The organism is Streptomyces sp. NPDC028289 (assembly GCF_055565975.1).
This window is the reverse complement of the sequence record NZ_JBVHTI010000002.1, coordinates 181,249-197,821: the sequence shown is the minus strand read 5'-3', so window position 1 is coordinate 197,821 and position 16,573 is coordinate 181,249. Positions and strand designations below refer to the sequence as shown.

The window sequence follows — 16,573 nt, the reverse complement described above, 5'->3', positions numbered from 1 at the left end:
CAGCCGGCCCCGAGGGGGCGGTGCCTGGCCCAGGCCCATGCTCCTCAAGCGTTACGCCTCGGTGACCCGACGCCGCCCTCGGCGTCCCCCTTCCCCCTCCTCCCTGTGTCGTCGCTCCACTTCTGTCCGGTGATTCACCCCCTGTAGGAGTTCATTCATGCCTGCCATTCTGATCCACGGCGTACCCGACACCCACCATGTGTGGGACGGCGTGCGCCAGCACCTGACCCGCAGCGACGTTGAGGCTTGGGACCTGCCCGGTTTCGGTTCGCCGCGACCCGAGGGCTTCCACTGCACCAAGGAGGAATACGTCTCCTGGCTCATCGAGCGGTTGGAAGGAATCGGTGAGCCAGTCGACCTGGTCGACCACGACTGAGGCTGCCTCCTCACCGCGCGCGTGGCTTCCGTACGGCCGGATCTGATCCGCACGTGGGCCGGCAGCAACGGTCCGGTCAGCGCCGAGTACGACTGGCATCCGCTGGCCAAGCTGTGGCAGGACCCCGTCGCAGGTGACCGCTGGGCCAAGGAGTACGACGCCGCCGCGTTCGCCAGGGACCTGACCGACAATCTCCAGATCCCGGCTGAGCTGGCCGAACGGACAGCCGGCCGCGTGGACGAGACCATGCGCGACAGCATTCTCAAGCTATACCGTTCCGCCTTGACGGTCGGTGCGGAGTGGGAACCGGAACTGGCGAACCTGGCCGGACCGTCCCTGGTGTTCTGGGGGGCGCTCGACCCGGTCTGCCCCGTCGAGTTCGGCGAGAAGATGACCGCTTCCGTGCGCGCCACCCGTTTCCTGAGGCTCGGCAGCAGCCACTGGACGCCGATCCGGAAGCCGGCCGAGGTCGCCGCGGCCCTCGAGGAGCAGTGGAGCAGCTAACGGGGGTGACTGGCGCGCCCCGACGAGCACGCCCGTGGGCTGTGCCCCTGGCGGCACTGGCGCCAGGCCGCCAGAGGCACACGGGAGGGCCACCCCACCGCCGTGCATACCGCCGAGCGGGGCGGGCGCTCGGACCGAGAGGTCGATGATCATGGCGACCGCCGCGGGCCCTTGGCCGATCTCGCGACGGATCCGACTGGCGACAGCACCGTGGATCCGGGCGGATGCCACCGGAGGTGATCCGATCCGCAGGCAGGGGACACCCTGTGCAACCGGTGTGCACCGCATCTCGCTGTGGCCCGGCTTGCAGGGCGACGGTGCCGTCGTACGAGGCCCACCGCGCCTTGGCCCGCGGCGCAGATCCCACCGGCTCCTCAGTCGAGGCCCGGCAGCGGGCGCCGGGTGACCTCGTGCGCGTCCTCCAGGCGAAGGCCCAGCATGCGCAGGACCATCGCCGCGAGGTCGGAGGCGGCCTCGTCGCCGTCGAGGTCCGGGCGGGCAAGCCTCAGCGCCACCAGGGACAGCAGGGTCCCGCCCAGAGCGGACAGGGCCGTGGTCGGATCGGTGCCGGTGAAGCGTCCCGAGGCGATGCCGCGTTCCAGATCACGAAGCGCTCGTGGCGACAGGCCGCGGTCGGAGTGGATGTGGGCCAGGCCGCGGTCGCGCAGGATCCGCATGAGTTCAGGGTGTGAGTCCGCCATCCGTGCGGTGAGGCGGAAACCCGCAGCGACGAGCTCGGCGGGGTCGTCGATGCCTTCCACATGCTCGTCGATGACCTGACCGAACTCCTCCAGGGCGTCCGTCACCGCGGCGTCAAACAGTTCCGTCTTGGACTCGAAGTGGTTGTAGAAGGAGCCGAAACCGACGTCGGCGCGCTCGGCGATGGCCTGGATGCTGGCGCTGGTGTCCCCGGTCTCCGCGAGGATCTGCCGAGCCGCACGGATGAGTGCCTGACGGGTCTCGGCGCGGCGCCGTTCGAAGCGGTTGCGAGGCGGGGCTGACGTCGGCATACGACCGAGTGTAACAATCGCGCCGATGAAACCCCCATGACTGATGATTCTCTCAATTCTTTGGGTCTGCTCTCTTGACGATGAGCAACGGCAAAGTTGATGATTTCCTCATTACGGCAGTGTTGCTTGGAGGGCACCATGTCCCACATCTCCGTTAACAGGGCCGATCTGCAGACGCCCCACCAAGATCTCCACAGCGAGCTGGGCGCCCTGCGCGGTGAACACCCCGGACGAGCGAGAAACCCCGTCATCAAGGTGGCCGACCTGGCCTGGCTGGAGTTCGAGAAGCCGGACCTGGACCGGGCCGAGGTGTTTGCCCGCGACTTCGGCTTCGCGATCGCCGCCCGCACCGAGGAGGCGCTGTGGCTGCGCGGCACTTTCGCGGGCCCACCCTGCATGGTCATCCGGCGTGGGCATGCGTCCCGCTTCGTCGGGCCGGCGTTCCGCGCGGCCGAACGGGCCGACCTCGACCGGCTGGCCCGGACGACCGGCAGTGACGTCCGTGACATCGACGTACCCGGTGGCGGACAGGCGGTCGCCCTGCTCGACCCTTCCGGCTTCCCGGTCCGGGTCGTGCACTGCGGCGAGCAGCTGCCCGCGCTGCCCGAGCAGCAGCCGCTGATCCTCAACACCGGCACCGAGCACCGCCGTACGAACACCACCCAGCGACCCCCGCGCGAGCCGTCGCGCATTCAGCGCCTCGGTCATGTGGTGCTGGAGACAAGAGTGTTCGCCCGCACCTTGGACTGGTACCTGGACACCCTGGGGATGATCGTGTCCGATTTCCTGTTTCTGGACGGGCAGCGCCAGCGCGGACCGACCATGGCGTTCATCCGTTGTGACCAGGGCAGCTTGGCGGTCGATCACCACACGCTCGCCCTGCACCTCGGGCCGGGCACCGGCTACGTCCACTCCGCCTACCAGGTCACCGACCTCGACTCGATCGCCGCCGGCGGCGAGTATCTGGCCGAGCGCGGATACCAGCGCAGCTGGGGCATCGGCCGGCACATCCAGGGCAGCCAGCTCTTCGACTACTGGCGCGACCCCGACCGCTTCATGCTGGAGCACTTCGCCGACGGTGACCTGTTCTCCTGCGACCTCGAGCCCGGGTGGGCGCCGATGTCGGCGAGCGGCCTGGCCCAGTGGGGCCCGCCGGTCACCCGCGACTTCCTGGGCGCCAGCCCCTCCCCCGCCAAGCTGCGCGAGGCCATGACGGCCCTGCGCGGCGACAACGAACTCGACCCCGCACGCCTGCTGGGCCTGATGAAAGCGATGAGCTCATGAGCACCAACGTTCTGCGCACCACCGACGGCTGGTGGGCCGTCCGCGACGAGCGGGCCGTCCGCATCGGCACCAAGGCCGTCACCACCGCGGAACTGCTCGCCGACCGGGACGCGGTCCGCGAAGCCGCCGCCTCCACCGACAGCGGCACGCCCGTCGCCGACCTGGTCGCGCTGCCGCCGATCACCACCCCCTGCCGGGTGGTCGCCCAGATGGTCAACTACCGCAGCCACGCCAAGGATTCGGGTTTCACCGGCGATATCCCGCCCACCTTCTTCCGCAAGGCGTCCGGCTCGGTCAGCGGCCCCCATGACAGGATCGTCCGCCCGTCGCACGTGAAGTTCCTCGACTACGAGGTGGAACTCGGCCTCGTCATGGGCGCACCCCTGCCGGTGGGCACCGTCGTCGAGGAGCAGGACCTGCCACGCTACGTAGCCGGCCTGGTCCTGACCAACGACGTCAGCGCCCGCGACGTCCAGCTGACCAAGACGCAGTTCTACGAGAGCAAGTCCTATCCGACCTTCACGCCGACGGGCCCGTACCTGGCTCTGCTGGAGCCCGAGGACTTCGCCCATCTGCTGAACCTGCGGCTGCGGCTGAACGTCAACGGCGTACCGCGCCAGGACCGCACGCTCGCCGACATGATCGTGCGGCCCGCGCAGGCGCTCACCCTGCTCGCCCGCTTCCAGACCCTCGACCCGGGCGACCTGCTCCTGACCGGCACCCCCGGCGGCACCGCCCTGAAGGCCCCGCCCAAGCCGGTCGAGAAGATCGCCGCCCTGCTGCCGCCCGCGCTGAAGTGGAAGGCGTTCTTCAACGGCCAGGCCAAGAACCCCCTCTACCTGCGCGACGGTGACCTCGTCACCGCCACCATCGCCACCCCCGACGGACACATCGACCTGGGCGAGCAGCGGACCGCCGTGGCGGACGCGAGGTGAGCGCCGTATCCCGGCGACCGGTGGTCATCATCGGTGCGGGACCCGTCGGAGTCACGGCCGCGCTCCTGCTCGCCCGGCAAGGAGTGCCCAGTCTGCTCCTCGAACGCCACCAGGGCATCTACCCCCTGCCACGTGCTGTCGTCGTGGACGACGAGGTCCGGCGGATCCTGCAGAGCGTCGGTGTCCACGAGGAGTTCGCCGCCGTCTCGCGCCCGGCGCCTGGCCTGCGGCTGCTGGACGCCCGGCGCCGCGTGATCGCCGAGTTCCCGCGGTCCCTGCAGGGCCACCACGGCTTCCCGCAGACCAGCATGTTCGACCAGCCGGAGCTGGAGCGTCTGCTGCGCGAAGCTCTGGCGCGCCGCCCGGAGTGTGAGCTGTGGGGCGGGGTGGAGGTCGTGTCCGTCACGCCGCCCACCGACGGTACGGCTCCGGTGCGGGTGACCTTCCGCCGCGACGGAAGCGACGAGGAGGAGCACCTGTGGGCCGATGCGGTCCTGGGCTGCGACGGCGCGGGCAGCGTCACCCGCGAAGCCATCGGCGCCGACTGGGAGGACCTGCACTTCGAGGAGAGCTGGCGGGTCATCGACGTACGCACCAGCCTCCCGGTACGCACCTGGGAAGGCGCCGAGCAGATCTGCTGCCCCACCCGGCCGGCCACCTTCATGCGAGTCGGCGAGGACCGCTACCGCTGGGAGTTCCGGCTGGCCGACGGCGAGTCCCTGGACGGCCCGGAAGGGCTGAAGCAGTTGCACGAGCTCGTCGCCCCCTGGGTCGACCTGCCGCCCGCTGCCCACGGGGGCGACGACTTCGAGGTGATCCGGCAGGCGCAGTACACCTTCCGGGCCCGCCTCGCCGACCGGTGGCACCGAGGACGCGTCTTCCTGCTGGGCGACGCGGCCCACCTCACCCCGCCCTTCATCGGGCAGGGCCTGTGCGCGGGCCTGCGCGACGCCTACAACCTCACCTGGAAACTCGCCCGCGTCCTTCAGCGCGGAGCGGACGACCAACTGCTGGACACCTACCAGCAGGAGCGCAAGCCGCACGCCCGCCACGTGATCCGTGTCGCGGTCGCCGTCGGCTGGGCCATGACCGGGGGACAGGACCGCGGAGCGGCCATCCGCCGGGCCGTGGTGGGCGCGGCCTGCCGCATCCCCGGCGTGACAGCGGCGGTGAGCCGCGACCTCAGTCCCGCACTGACCGCCAATCCGCTGGTACGACGCCGCCCCCGGCTGGCCGGCCGTTCACTGGCCGGCACCTTCTGCCCACAACCCCGGGTGCTGTACCACGGTAGGCGCGAGCGCCTTGACGACATCCTCGGCAACTCCTTCGCCGTACTGACCGCCGTGCCGCCCACGGCACGGATGACGGGCGTGGCCACGGCCCTGGGCGCATCCGTGATCCATGTCGACGACCTGGACGACGACGGTGCCCTGGCCTCCTGGCTCGCACGCGGCCGGGCGGACGCCGTCCTGCTGCGCCCCGACCGTGTCGTACTGGACAGCGTCCCCACCGGCACCAGCGACTTCACCGACGCCGCCGCCTGGGCTCCCCTGCTGCACACGGCCCGCCGCCCCGCCGAAGCCCGGCCCGCACGCTGACGAGGAACACCACACCATGACCACCCCGCACTCCACGCCTTGTCCGGAGCCCTTCCTGCCGCCCGACCCGAACACGGCCGCCGGCAGCCGCATCGCGGACTTCGCCCACTGGGCCGCCCGGCACGCAGGCGCCGAAGGCATCCAGGCACCCACCGACTACCAGGCCCTGCACCACTGGTCCGTCACCGACCTGGAAGGATTCTGGGCCGCGGTGTGGGAGTACTTCGACATCGACGCCACCACTCCGTACGAGCGGGTGCTCGCCGAGGAGACCATGCCCGGTGCCAACTGGTTCCCCGGCGCCACCCTCAACTACGCCCACCACGCGCTGCGCAACCTGCACCCGGACGCCCCCGCGCTCACCGCGCTGGACGAGACCGGCGCCTGCTACGAGATCACGGGCCGGCAGCTCCGCGCCCAGGTCGCCTCCGTCGCGGCCACCCTGCGCGACCTGGGCGTCGGACAGGGCGACCGGGTGGTCGGCTACCTGCCCAACACTCCCCACGCCGTCATCGCCTTCCTCGCCACCGCCAGCCTGGGCGCGGTGTGGTCCGTGTGCGGCCAGGACTACGCCCCCAAGGCCGCCACCGACCGCTTCGCCCAGCTCGAACCCACGGTGCTCATCACCGCGGACGGCTACCTCTTCAACGGCACCCGTCACGACCGCCGCGCCGCCTCCCTCGACCTGGCCGCCGCCCTGCCCACGCTCAAGGCCACGGTCCTCGTGGATCACCTGGGCCTCGCGTGGCCCGCGACCCGGGCCGCGAGGCTGACGGTTCCCTGGGAGGACGCGGCCGGCCGCACCGAGTACCTCGGGATCACTCCCGTTCCGTTCGACCATCCGCTGTGGATCGTCTTCTCCTCCGGCACCACCGGCCTGCCCAAGGGCATCGTCCACGGCCACGGAGGCGTCCTGCTCGAACACCTCAAGATCCTCGGCCTGCACTGCGACCTGGGCGTCGGTGACCGCCTGCTGTGGTACACCACCACCCACTGGATGATGTGGAACCTGGTCGTCTCCACCCTGCTGACCGGTGCCGCCACCTGCACCTACGACGGCAGCCCCGCACCGGTGGCGCGCCCGGACATCCTGTGGGAACTGGCGGCCCGCCACAAGGTCACCGTCTTCGGCACCAGCCCCCAGTACCTGCTGGCCATGGCCAAGCTCGGCGTCGAACCCACCGCGCACGACCTGTCGGCGATCCGCGTCATCGGCTGCACCGGTTCCGCCCTGCCCGCCTCCGCCTACCCCTGGGTCCGCGACCACGTCGGCGCAGGCGTCCAGCTGGCCTCCACCAGCGGCGGCACGGACGTCGTCTCCGGCTTCGCCGGCAGCGCCCCCACCACCCCGGTGTGGGCGGGTGAACTGTCGGCCCCCAACCTCGGCGTGGCGCTCGCGGCGTACGACGGCGCGGGACGGCCGGTCGTCGACCATGTCGGCGAGCTCGTCGTCACCCGGCCCATGCCGTCGATGCCGCTGTACTTCTGGAACGACCCCGACGGCAGCCGCTACCGCGACGCCTACTTCAGCGCCTACCCGGGCATATGGCGGCACGGCGACTGGATCACCCTCACCTCCCACGGCTCGGTGATCGTCCACGGCCGCTCCGACGCCACCCTCAACCGCAACGGCGTGCGCCTGGGCAGCGCCGACATCCACGACATCGTCGAACGCCTCCCCGAGATCACCGAAGCCCTCGTCATCGGCGCGGAAGAACCCGGCGGCGGCTACTGGATGCCGCTGTTCGTGGTCCTCGCCGACGGGGTCGGTCTGGACGAGTCCCTGTGCGAGAAGATCCGCGACGCGATCCGCACCGGCGCCTCCCCCCGCCACGTGCCCGACGAGATCCTCGCCGTACCGGCCATCCCGCACACGAAGACCGGCAAGAAGCTCGAAGTCCCGGTCAAGCGCCTCCTCCAGGGCGCCCCCGCCGAGCAGATCCTCAACCCCTCCGCGGTCGACAGCCCCGACCTGATCGCCTACTTCGCCGGCCTGGGAGCCGAACGCCGCCAGGGCCGCCGCCCGCACACCCCCGAAGGCGTCTCGTGATCCTCTCCGCCTCGCTGACCTGTCTCATCGCGTTGATCTTCGCCCTGCTGGGCGCGGCCAAGATCCTGGCCCTGGGTCCGATGCCCGAGCCGGCCGCCCACGCCGGCTTCACCACCGCGGCCTACCGGCTCATCGGCGGCCTGGAGCTGGCGGGCGCCATCGGCGTGGCCCTCGGCCCGGTCGTACCGCTGTGCGGCGGCCTGGCCGGTATCGGACTGCTGATGCTGCTCGCCGGTGCCGTGATCACGCACGTACGCAAGGGCGACGGGCTGGCCAAACTCCTCCCCGCGGTGACATGCGCTGCTGCGATCGCCTGGTATCTCGTGCTGCTTGCCGGTGGCGGCTCGTGACGGTGGCCGAGGACTTCAGCGGCCACCTGCGATACGCAGACGATCCTCCTTGCCGGCTGCTGCGCGCTGGCGGCGGAGGCCCTGAGCCCTGTTAGCGAGCCCACGCCGGGGCTGGCAGACTGAATCTGTGGCCCTGCTGATGGCCGCGACCGATCTGGCCGCGTCCTCATCACTCACAGGCGCCGGTGTGGTGTCGGTCTGCGCATTGCTCTTCACCGTCGCCTCGTTCTGGTGGCTCAACGCCAGACAAGGGCGCCTGAAGACATGGGAGCCTCATGCCTTCGCAGCGATCATCCACTCATCCACCGCCCGCCTGCGGCTCCCTCTCGTCCTCCACAACACCGGTGCCAAGCCGATAGTCGTGCAGGACCTCCTCCTGACCTTCCCCGACGAGCCCGCTTCGCACCTGCCGCTGCTGTGGGTGTCCACACCGTCCCGCCTCCAGCCGGGTCCGGACGAGGATGCCAAGGAGCCGGCCGGATTCGTCGTGCCCGGCAGGGAAGCGCAACAACTCTTCATCGAGTTCGAGGCACCGTTTTCAGGGTTCATGCCGGAAGCCCGTGACTTCAAGGTCCAACTGCAAGCGAGGGTCGGCCACCGCAAGGGGTGGCGCCGCCTGCTGACGTTCACCCTGCGGGCCGCCAACATCACCGATCCGGACCGCTACACCGTCTACAACAACACACCGGTCGAACTGACCAAGGAAGATCAGAAGAGGGCGGATGCAGCACTCCTTGAGCTGTTGAACGAGCAAGGGGACGAATCAGCTCCGGACGGCGAGAGAGGACGGAAGCCTCCGAAGGAAGAGGGCGACCTCGGCACGAGCCGCTAGTACGACCGGTCGGCGGCGATGAGGGGTCAGCTCAGCGAGGCCGGGTCCTGACACGTCGACGGCCTCCAGCGTCGCCGCCATCCCCGCAGCCGTCAGCAGCCCGGGGATACCTACTGCGCCCACCACCCACGACCGCGGTCCTTCCACCAATCCCTCCGGGTAGAAGCTGCCACGCTGAGCGTCAACAGCGATCCGTCGCGGGTTGAACGTCGACTGCACCGCCGCGACCAGGTGACGGCCTCGGTCGCGACGATCAGGATTCGGCCGGCGCTCGGCGTACTCAAGTCAGGCTGAGGTCTTCGGCTGCGCCCCGCCCTCGGTACGCAGTTGCTCGTTGATGCGCTGGGCTTCTTCGAGTTGGTCTTCGAGAACGACGATGCGGCAGGCGGCCTCTATGGGCGTGCCTGCGTCGACGAGTTCGCGGGCGCGGGCCGCGATGCGCAACTGGTAGCGGGAGTAGCGGCGGTGGCCGCCTTCGGAGCGCAGCGGTGTGATCAGGCGGTGCTCGCCGAGGGCGCGGAGGAAGGCGGGAGTGGTGCCGAGCATCTCGGCGGCCCGGCCCATGGTGTAGGCGGGGTAGTCGTCATCGTCGAGATTGTCGACAGGACGAGGACCGGCAGGGGGCATAGACCTCTTCTTTCGCGGACGCGTCGGGGGGCCCGGATGCCTTACCGGCACCCGGGCCCCGAGCTTTCAACACCATCTACCGGCACACCGTGCCGGCCTTGTTCGTCCGCAGGGGCCGCCTGGGAGGGCGGGGCTGCGGGGATCGCGAATGCGTGACCGGGGACCACCTTCCAATCCGGGGCCTGCGGTACCCGGGCGGACTGCTTCCTCGCCCGGGCGATCCTGATGGCGTTCGGCTCCTTACCTTCGATTACTCGGTTGTACTGCTGGATACCGCGGGTACTGCTCACGACCTCTCGGGGGTCGTGTCCTTCTTGACCTGTTCGCACGGCAGTTCATGTCTGCCGTACTCACTTCGACTTCCTGGGTACGACACGACAGTAACCCCACGACGAGCCAATGTCTACTCTCGCCACAACAGATTTTCTTCAGGGTGGATGTGTGCACCTCTACTGCCTGCACACCCAGAAGAGTGCCGCCCCGGGTACGTGGCGGCGCGAATGACATCGCCCTGAACAGCAGCACACCAGCCCACCCGGGTCCGGGTGCTGTGCGGCGGGGACGCCACGCCGCACAGCACCCTCCCCGACGCCCGGAGCATCACCGGGCATCCGGGGCGTACCCCCTGAAGGGGATCGGCGTTCTCCGCCGGATGGCACCCACCGTCAGCCGCCGCGCGTCACCCCTGCCAAGGCCCGAGTCGGCCATGGGCGGCGGCGCCGACTCCTGCTGGCACAGCGCCGGCCACCGACGCCAGGCCGCACACTGCAACCAGATTCTGCACTCGCCTCGTGTCTTCCGCTGACTGCGCCGTCGATGGTGTAGGACGGCAAAGCCGGTCCGGACATCTCTGGCGAAGTCGGAGTCGGCGTCCAGGTCTGCCGTTGTCCGAAGGTGGCGCTGCCATGAGCATTGATGTCCTCGCCGCCGGTGTGGGCGCTGGGTGGTTGGCTGCCGACGAGTACGTGTCGTTAGTCGCGCGAGCCATGGCTGATCGCGGGTTCTGCACGCTGCCGGAGTTCTTCGACTCCCGACCGTGCGATAACGGCAGCACGGAACGGGACGCGTCGACGGGCATCTTTGGCCAGGCAGAAGTCGGCGGCGGCGTCGGCACGTCCGGAAAATGCGCGAACGACTGAAGTGGTTGCCACGCAGCGGTGAAAGCGGTCCATTCGCCGTTCTGCTCGGCCGGGACGGCGCCGACAACCTCACCAGGGCGACGCGCTCGGAAAGATCCCGGCCACGTCGGTTCTGCGGCGGATCTCCGTGTGCAGCCGCCGCACCGATGAGGTCGGCCACCCTACCCCGGCATCCTCTCCGTCCGGGTTGCGCATGCGGCAGGCATGTCAGGCGTGGTCCATTCCTCGGGTGTCCCGGGGATGTCGCCTGCGGCAGGAGCCTGAAGGGCGGCGCTCACTCCTCCATCCTCACCCCTCTCACTCTACTGACAAGGGCCCGACCCGAGCCCGGCCTCGGAGGTGGCCTCTCAGGGCGCCGTCTGGGTGGGGCAGCCGTGTCACACCGCACCTCGGGAGCGAGTGCGATCGCAAAGTCGGCACTCTCTGAGAGCATCACAGGAACACGAACCGCACGCGGCGCCGACCGCATCGTGCGCACCAGAGCACCCGCTCTCAGACGAAGCCGCACCGGAGCGCTCAGGTGCGGCTTCGTCGTCTCATGGCTCCTCGTAGCGGTCCCGTAGGCGGACGCCGACGGGCCTCGCCGTATCACTCGCCTATCACACAGCCATCACCAACTGGGCGGCCTCTCCTGGACCAGAAGGCTCTGACCGGCGGTTTCGTGCCCGCGCTGGACTGGCGTAGACACCCCTGGACGGTCTCTACAACCTGTGCCAGGTGGTATCCGGTGAGGGACCGAGGATCAGGACCGGGGCGTCTTCTGGCCCGTCAAAGCGGTATTGCAGGGGGTTCATCGGTGTCTCACTCACCCGTCTGACCCCCTCATCTGTCACGAGATGCCACATCGCCGGGGTGGACCTGGCGGGCCTTGCTCCGCTCCGGCACTGCCGGACCTGCCGACGAGAGCCCAGGTATACGTTCTCCGGCATGAACTCGTGACCGTGTCGACAGGGGCCCTCCGGGCGCGTGCCCTCCTTCAGTCGCTACGAGCAACGCCTTCCTCTTCGTCAGATTCGACCGCGGCTCTGGCGGCACCCGCTCGCTATGTCCGGCGGTGCCTGGACGTCACCGTGGCCGATGTCGCGCTTTTCGGCGAAGGCACGGTGCCCGCTGCCAATGGGCGACCGTGCGGCCGCCCGAATCCGGGGGACCATGGAAGCACTGCGAGGTGCGGGGGACACTGGCCACAGCCTGAAGCCGGCGCAGGGCGGCGTGTCGGGCTGGCAGGCGGAGGGAGTGCTTGGATGAGGAAAGCCGATCCCTTCGGTGCCGAGGGTGACCAGCCGGATTCCGGGCCGGGACAGCCGCGTGAGTTGCTGGATCTGCTCAGTGTCGCGGCTGTGCTGCTGGATGCCGAGGGTCGGATCGTGCTGTGGAGCCCGCAGGCCGAGGAGCTGTTCGGCTACACCGCGGCGGAGGCGCTGGGTCAGTACGCGGCGCGGCTGCTGGTCCACGAGCAGAACCTGGACGTGATGATCAGGCTGTTCAGCGAGGTCATGAGGACGGGACAGGGATGGGCCGGCGCCTTCCCCGTCCGACACAAGGACGGCAGTAGCCGGCTGGTGGAGTTCCGCAACATGCGACTCCTGGACGACGGGGGTGACTACTACGCCCTGGGCATCGCCACCGACGAGGCAATCCTGCGTCAGGTGGAACGGGACGTGGCCCTGTCCACGCGGCTGGTCTCGCAGTCCCCGATCGGGCTGGCCGTCTTGGACACCGACCTGCGGTACGTGGCCGTCAACCCGGCGCTGGCGCAGATCAACGGCGTCCCTGCCGAAGACCACCTCGGGCGACGAGTCCGCGAGGCCCTGCCGTTCCTGGAGGTCGACGCGATCGAGGCCGCGCTGCGGCAAGTCCTCACGTCCGGAAAGCCCATCATCGACCAGCACAGCGTGGGACGCACTCCCGCCGACCCCGACAACGATCATGCCTGGTCCGTCTCCTACTACCGGCTCGACGGTCCCGGCGGCCGGGTACTCGGGGTAGCCATCATGTTGGTGGATGTCACCGATCGGCACCGCGCCCGGCAGCGTCTCGCCCTGATCGCCGACGGCTCCGCCCGTATCGGCACCACCTTGGACGTGGAACAGACCGCCCGCGAGCTGGCCGACGTCGCCGTCCCCGAGCTCGCCGACGTGGCGGCGGTGGACATCCTGGATTCCATCCTGAACGACCGCCACCCGACGGCACCCGCGGCAGGCAGAGCACTCTTCCGGGCCCTTGCTGTGAAAGCCGCGTACCCCACCGAGGCCGTACGTGCCGCCGACCCTCCCGGCCAGCTCGCCAGCTACGGCGCGGAGCGCCTGGCCACTCAGTGCGTGCGGACCGGCCGCCCCATTCTGATACCCCACGTCGGCGAGCGGGACCTGGCACGTATCGCCCGTGACGCCGAGGCCGCCGCCATCCTGGCCCGCGCCGGCATCCACAGCTATCTCTTGACGCCCCTGATCGCCCGTGGCGAGGTGCTCGGCACCCTGGGCCTCACCCGCGCCCGCAGCCCGCTGCCCTTCGACAACGACGACCTCCTCCTGGTCGGTGAATTGGCAGACCGAGCCGCGGTCTGCATCGACAATGCCCGTCTGTACCAAGGCGCACGCAACACCGCGGTCACCCTCCAGCGCAGCCTGCTGCCCGACCTTCCACCGCAGCAGGCGGGCCTGGAGGTCGCCTCCCGATATCGGCCCGCCGGGACGACCATCGAAGTCGGTGGCGACTGGTTCGATGTCATCCCTCTCGTGGAAGACAAGGTCGCGCTGGTCGTGGGCGATGTGATGGGCAGCGGCATAAGCGCCGCCACCACCATGGGACGCCTGCGCACCGCTACCTCCACCCTGGCCGACCTCGACCTCCCACCGACCGAGGTGCTGCACCACCTCGACAAGATCACCGCTGACCTGGAGCAGTACGCCACCTGCGCCTACGCCGTCTACGACCCGCACCGCGCCCTGTGCCACATCGCTGTCGCCGGACACCTGCCCCCGGTGCTGATACGCGCGGGCGAGCCCCCCGAACTGCTCGATCTGCCCACCGGCGCACCCCTCGGGGTCGGCGGGGTCGCCTTCGAAGTCACCACCTTCGGCCTGGCCCCCGGCGACCGACTGGTCCTCTACACCGACGGCTTGGTCGAGACCCGCCACCACGCCATCGACGAGCGCCTGGACCTCCTCCTCCAACTGCTGCACAGCCCCGACCGAACCTCGGAAGAAACCTGCGACCGGCTCCTGGACGCACTGCGCGATCCGGACGACCACGACGACGTCGCCATACTCATCGCCCGAGCCCGGCCCCGGCCGCGGCCTTAGAGGTCGTCCGCTACGCCAAGGACAAGGTCAAGGACGCCCCCAACGTTGACGTAGGGGGCCGGGGCCACCTGTCCGAGGACGAAGAACATCGCCTGTACGAGCACTACGGCATCGGCTGGGACGCCGCCTGGCAACAGGCCAAACAGCCCGCACCGCCGGCTGGGCCCGCACCGACGCCGAACCGCCGGCACCAGCACCGGCACGGAAGCCACCGGTGATGCACATCGGCACCGAACGCCAGGCGTTCGGCCGGGCCCGGCTGCGCATGTACGTCGTCACCGAAGAGGTGCAGCAGATCGTCCCCGTCCGCCACGAAGAGGTACGCGTCGAACGCGAACCGGTCACCGAATCCAACCGTGAGGCCACGGCAGGCCCGGACATCACCGAAGCCGGGCCCGAGGTGACGCTGCACGCCGAGCGGCCCGGGGTGGAGACCAAGGCCGGGCCAGTCGAGCGGGTCCGCCTCACCACCGACGAGCGCACCGACGAGGAAACCGTCACCGGCGAGGTCCGCAAGGAGAAGATCGAGACCGACGTACCCGAAGACAAGCGCCGGCGGCGAGGACCGTTCCACATGGGCGCAGGGCCTGGCCCCGTCGGCCGACGGTCTTCCCACCCTGCGCCTCCCGCCCAGCCAGACGCTGTCTTCAAGAGGGGCAGCTATGGTGTCGCGTGCTGACAGTGGGCCGCGACAGCGGCATCGAGAGCCTCGCGGATGTCGTCGGGCAGTGTTCCCTCAGCGGGCCAGCCGACGAGAATCTCCGCCACCTTCCGTAGTTTCCTGTTGGTGTTCATCGACACCTCACGCAGCAGGTCCCACGCCTCATCGGGATTCGTGCCTGCGAAGGCGACCAGCACACCCATGGCCTGGTCGATACGGGCCCGGGCCAGCATTCCCTCTTTTCATCCATAGCCCATCCCGATCGCGGCCCCGGCGATGCGGCCGGACGCCTCGCTGGGCCGGCGCCGACGGAAGACCTGGCGGTGCGCGACGTCGTGGGCGAGCAGAGCGACCTGCCCGAACATCACGGCGAGGTACGCGGCGACCGCCAGAGTCCACCAGTCGGCGCCGATGAGGACGAACGCGCACCAGCCACCGGCGTAGGCGACGGCCACGGCGATGGAGCGGACGGTGTAGTAGCCGGGGCGTCTGTTCATCAGGCCGGCCTCGGCGATCTTCTTGGACAGGCGGGCGAAATCACTGCCGCCTACCGGGGGCGGCGGACGACGGGGCGGGGTCGGTGTGGGCATCGTCGTCTTCGGCGGTGCCCTGGTCGGCCGACTGCTGCACGAGGAGCTCCCACGCATGACACGTGCACTGAAACGGCGAGGTTAAGACGGGACCTCGGAGCCCGGAGCTGCTCACGCCCGACTGGACCGGCAGATGGACAAGAGGTACAGCGCCAACGGACGCCCGACGCCAGTGAGGCGTGCGCCCGATCAGCGTGCATCAGACCGCATCCTCGCGTGGACGACGGCCTCTCCGGCTCCTCCTCTTCCTCCTCGTACTCGTCCTCCGGCTCTTCGTCTTCGTCCTGCGGCTCCTCCTTGCCCTTGCTGCCTATGCGCTCGGTGCGCTGGTGCAAGGAGTCGGCCAGATCGGCGAGCTTGCGGTCGGCGACCGCGCTCAGCGCTGTGCGCCCTGCGAACAGGGCCTCGCCACTGAGCTGTTCGTTGAGGTCGGCGAACTGGGGAAGCTCGCGCAACCTCTTGACTACCTCCGTCAGCAGCTGTTGTGGTTCCAGCCCGAACCGACGGCCGGCGAGGTAGGTCGCCGCACCGAACGCGACCCGTCCCTTCTTCGTCCGGCCCAGGACATACCCGCCGAGAACCGCGGCGGCAAGAGCGATCTTGGGTACATCAGCCATCAGATTTCCCTTTCAAAGGGCTGCCGAGAGCAGACGCTCCGGCTGGCGCGTGACGCCCACGCGAGGGACCCGCACCTCGCAGGCGGAGGATCCGAATGGAGCAGCAGCCCGTGGCCGCGCTCATCACTCCGCTTCTCTCAGTCTGGGCGGTGACTCCAGCAGCCGCAGGCGGAGAGCAGAACTCCACGGGATAGCCGCTGACCCGCCTCACTGAACCGGCTGTGGCTACACATGACGGAATAGCTGGTTTGCTCTCCCGCGCGCACCCTCCCCTGCGCCATCCCGCTCGCCCTGATCCTGGGCGTCTCCCCGACCACCTCGGGCTTCTTCGAGAAGACCGGCAACCTGTGGCGTGCCCAAGGCCGCAGTTTGCGGCTGGACTTCGAGAACTTCCAGCGCTACGTCACGTTCGCCGACGAAGAAGTCGAGGGCTGGCGGGGAGAGATCCGCGACGGTGAGGTGGTCCGCAGCCACGAGGAGGCACTGGAAGAGGAGGAAGCGGCAGGAGAGGACGAGGAACAGGAGGAGCACGACGAAGAAGAGGACGAGGCGTCCGAAGAAGAAGGAGAGGAGTACGACGAGGAGGAGTCGGAGGACGAGTACGACGAGGAGGCCGACGAGAAAGAGCGCTGACGCAGCCCGAGCCAAGCGATTCCCCTCGGCGCGACCTGCCCCGACACTCGGCTGGTGTTCCC

Annotated in this window: 14 protein-coding genes and 2 pseudogenes; 12 read left to right on the top strand and 4 right to left on the bottom strand. The window is 69.5% G+C overall.

Annotated features, from left to right (window positions below; translation table 11 throughout):
* Positions 1–157: 157 nt before the first annotated feature.
* Positions 158–880, top strand: a pseudogene (locus ACZ4UV_RS08900) (alpha/beta fold hydrolase).
* A gap of 374 nt (positions 881–1,254) precedes the next feature.
* Here the strand turns inward: ACZ4UV_RS08900 and ACZ4UV_RS08895 are convergent.
* On the bottom strand, positions 1,255–1,890 hold the full coding sequence (locus ACZ4UV_RS08895) for a TetR/AcrR family transcriptional regulator (RefSeq protein WP_451019792.1): 636 nt from the start codon (positions 1,888–1,890) through the stop codon (positions 1,255–1,257).
* Positions 1,891–2,028: 138 nt separating this feature from the next.
* Between ACZ4UV_RS08895 and ACZ4UV_RS08890 the strand changes: the two genes are divergently transcribed.
* The 6 genes from ACZ4UV_RS08890 to ACZ4UV_RS08865 all read left to right on the top strand — a co-directional run bounded on the left by ACZ4UV_RS08890 (position 2,029) and on the right by ACZ4UV_RS08865 (position 8,939).
* Positions 2,029–3,174: a VOC family protein gene (locus ACZ4UV_RS08890; protein ID WP_467836992.1), complete on the top strand. Its 1,146-nt coding sequence runs from the start codon at positions 2,029–2,031 to the stop codon at positions 3,172–3,174.
* Positions 3,171–4,109, top strand: a complete 939-nt coding sequence (locus tag ACZ4UV_RS08885) for a fumarylacetoacetate hydrolase family protein (RefSeq protein ID WP_467836990.1) — start codon at positions 3,171–3,173, stop codon at positions 4,107–4,109. The genes ACZ4UV_RS08890 and ACZ4UV_RS08885 overlap by 4 nt, the downstream gene beginning before the upstream one ends.
* A complete protein-coding gene (gene mhpA / locus ACZ4UV_RS08880; protein ID WP_467836988.1) occupies positions 4,106–5,707 on the top strand; it encodes a bifunctional 3-(3-hydroxy-phenyl)propionate/3-hydroxycinnamic acid hydroxylase MhpA in 1,602 nt (533 codons plus the stop codon). Before ACZ4UV_RS08885 ends, mhpA begins: the two co-directional genes overlap by 4 nt.
* Before the next feature lie 16 nt (positions 5,708–5,723).
* On the top strand, positions 5,724–7,757 hold the full coding sequence (locus ACZ4UV_RS08875; protein ID WP_467836986.1) for an acetoacetate--CoA ligase: 2,034 nt from the start codon (positions 5,724–5,726) through the stop codon (positions 7,755–7,757).
* On the top strand, positions 7,754–8,107 hold the full coding sequence (locus ACZ4UV_RS08870; RefSeq protein ID WP_467836984.1) for a DoxX family protein: 354 nt from the start codon (positions 7,754–7,756) through the stop codon (positions 8,105–8,107). Before ACZ4UV_RS08875 ends, ACZ4UV_RS08870 begins: the two co-directional genes overlap by 4 nt.
* A gap of 127 nt (positions 8,108–8,234) precedes the next feature.
* A complete protein-coding gene (locus ACZ4UV_RS08865; RefSeq protein WP_316780922.1) occupies positions 8,235–8,939 on the top strand; it encodes a hypothetical protein in 705 nt (234 codons plus the stop codon).
* Between the two features lie 285 nt (positions 8,940–9,224).
* On the opposite strand, the gene ACZ4UV_RS08860 is transcribed toward ACZ4UV_RS08865, so the two are convergent.
* Positions 9,225–9,566, bottom strand: coding sequence for a MerR family transcriptional regulator (locus ACZ4UV_RS08860; protein WP_316780919.1), 342 nt, complete (start codon positions 9,564–9,566; stop codon positions 9,225–9,227).
* 905 nt (positions 9,567–10,471) lie between these two features.
* On the opposite strand from ACZ4UV_RS08860, the gene ACZ4UV_RS08855 reads away from it, so the two are divergent.
* The 3 genes from ACZ4UV_RS08855 to ACZ4UV_RS08845 all read left to right on the top strand — a co-directional run bounded on the left by ACZ4UV_RS08855 (position 10,472) and on the right by ACZ4UV_RS08845 (position 14,689).
* Positions 10,472–10,705: a hypothetical protein gene (locus tag ACZ4UV_RS08855; protein WP_451023334.1), complete on the top strand. Its 234-nt coding sequence runs from the start codon at positions 10,472–10,474 to the stop codon at positions 10,703–10,705.
* A gap of 1,244 nt (positions 10,706–11,949) precedes the next feature.
* Positions 11,950–14,010 (top strand): SpoIIE family protein phosphatase, encoded by a 2,061-nt coding sequence (locus tag ACZ4UV_RS08850; RefSeq protein ID WP_467836981.1) that lies wholly within the window; start codon positions 11,950–11,952, stop codon positions 14,008–14,010.
* A 217-nt stretch (positions 14,011–14,227) separates the two neighbouring features.
* Positions 14,228–14,689 (top strand): YsnF/AvaK domain-containing protein, encoded by a 462-nt coding sequence (locus ACZ4UV_RS08845; protein WP_451021883.1) that lies wholly within the window; start codon positions 14,228–14,230, stop codon positions 14,687–14,689.
* On the opposite strand, the gene ACZ4UV_RS08840 is transcribed toward ACZ4UV_RS08845, so the two are convergent.
* Both ACZ4UV_RS08840 and ACZ4UV_RS08835 read right to left on the bottom strand, forming a co-directional pair.
* A complete protein-coding gene (locus ACZ4UV_RS08840; protein WP_467836979.1) occupies positions 14,671–14,904 on the bottom strand; it encodes an ANTAR domain-containing protein in 234 nt (77 codons plus the stop codon). The two genes, ACZ4UV_RS08845 and ACZ4UV_RS08840, sit on opposite strands and share 19 nt — an antisense overlap.
* A 12-nt stretch (positions 14,905–14,916) precedes the next feature.
* Positions 14,917–15,261 (bottom strand): annotated as a pseudogene (locus tag ACZ4UV_RS08835) (acyl-CoA desaturase); the annotation flags it as partial.
* A 194-nt stretch (positions 15,262–15,455) separates the two neighbouring features.
* Between ACZ4UV_RS08835 and ACZ4UV_RS08830 the strand changes: the two are divergent.
* Both ACZ4UV_RS08830 and ACZ4UV_RS08825 read left to right on the top strand, forming a co-directional pair.
* Positions 15,456–16,031: a hypothetical protein gene (locus ACZ4UV_RS08830; protein WP_451021885.1), complete on the top strand. Its 576-nt coding sequence runs from the start codon at positions 15,456–15,458 to the stop codon at positions 16,029–16,031.
* Positions 16,032–16,247: 216 nt separating this feature from the next.
* Positions 16,248–16,511, top strand: coding sequence for a hypothetical protein (locus ACZ4UV_RS08825; protein ID WP_467836976.1), 264 nt, complete (start codon positions 16,248–16,250; stop codon positions 16,509–16,511).
* Positions 16,512–16,573: the final 62 nt, after the last annotated feature.

Coding starts and splice junctions, on each gene's coding strand:
- ACZ4UV_RS08850 (WP_467836981.1), top strand. CDS start 11,950: ATGAGGAAAGCCGATCCCTTCGGTGCCGAGGGTGACCAGCCGGATTCC.
- ACZ4UV_RS08845 (WP_451021883.1), top strand. CDS start 14,228: ATGCACATCGGCACCGAACGCCAGGCGTTCGGCCGGGCCCGGCTGCGC.
- ACZ4UV_RS08840 (WP_467836979.1), bottom strand. CDS start 14,904: ATGCTGGCCCGGGCCCGTATCGACCAGGCCATGGGTGTGCTGGTCGCC.
- ACZ4UV_RS08890 (WP_467836992.1), top strand. CDS start 2,029: ATGTCCCACATCTCCGTTAACAGGGCCGATCTGCAGACGCCCCACCAA.
- ACZ4UV_RS08875 (WP_467836986.1), top strand. CDS start 5,724: ATGACCACCCCGCACTCCACGCCTTGTCCGGAGCCCTTCCTGCCGCCC.
- ACZ4UV_RS08885 (WP_467836990.1), top strand. CDS start 3,171: ATGAGCACCAACGTTCTGCGCACCACCGACGGCTGGTGGGCCGTCCGC.
- ACZ4UV_RS08860 (WP_316780919.1), bottom strand. CDS start 9,566: ATGCCCCCTGCCGGTCCTCGTCCTGTCGACAATCTCGACGATGACGAC.
- ACZ4UV_RS08855 (WP_451023334.1), top strand. CDS start 10,472: ATGAGCATTGATGTCCTCGCCGCCGGTGTGGGCGCTGGGTGGTTGGCT.
- ACZ4UV_RS08895 (WP_451019792.1), bottom strand. CDS start 1,890: ATGCCGACGTCAGCCCCGCCTCGCAACCGCTTCGAACGGCGCCGCGCC.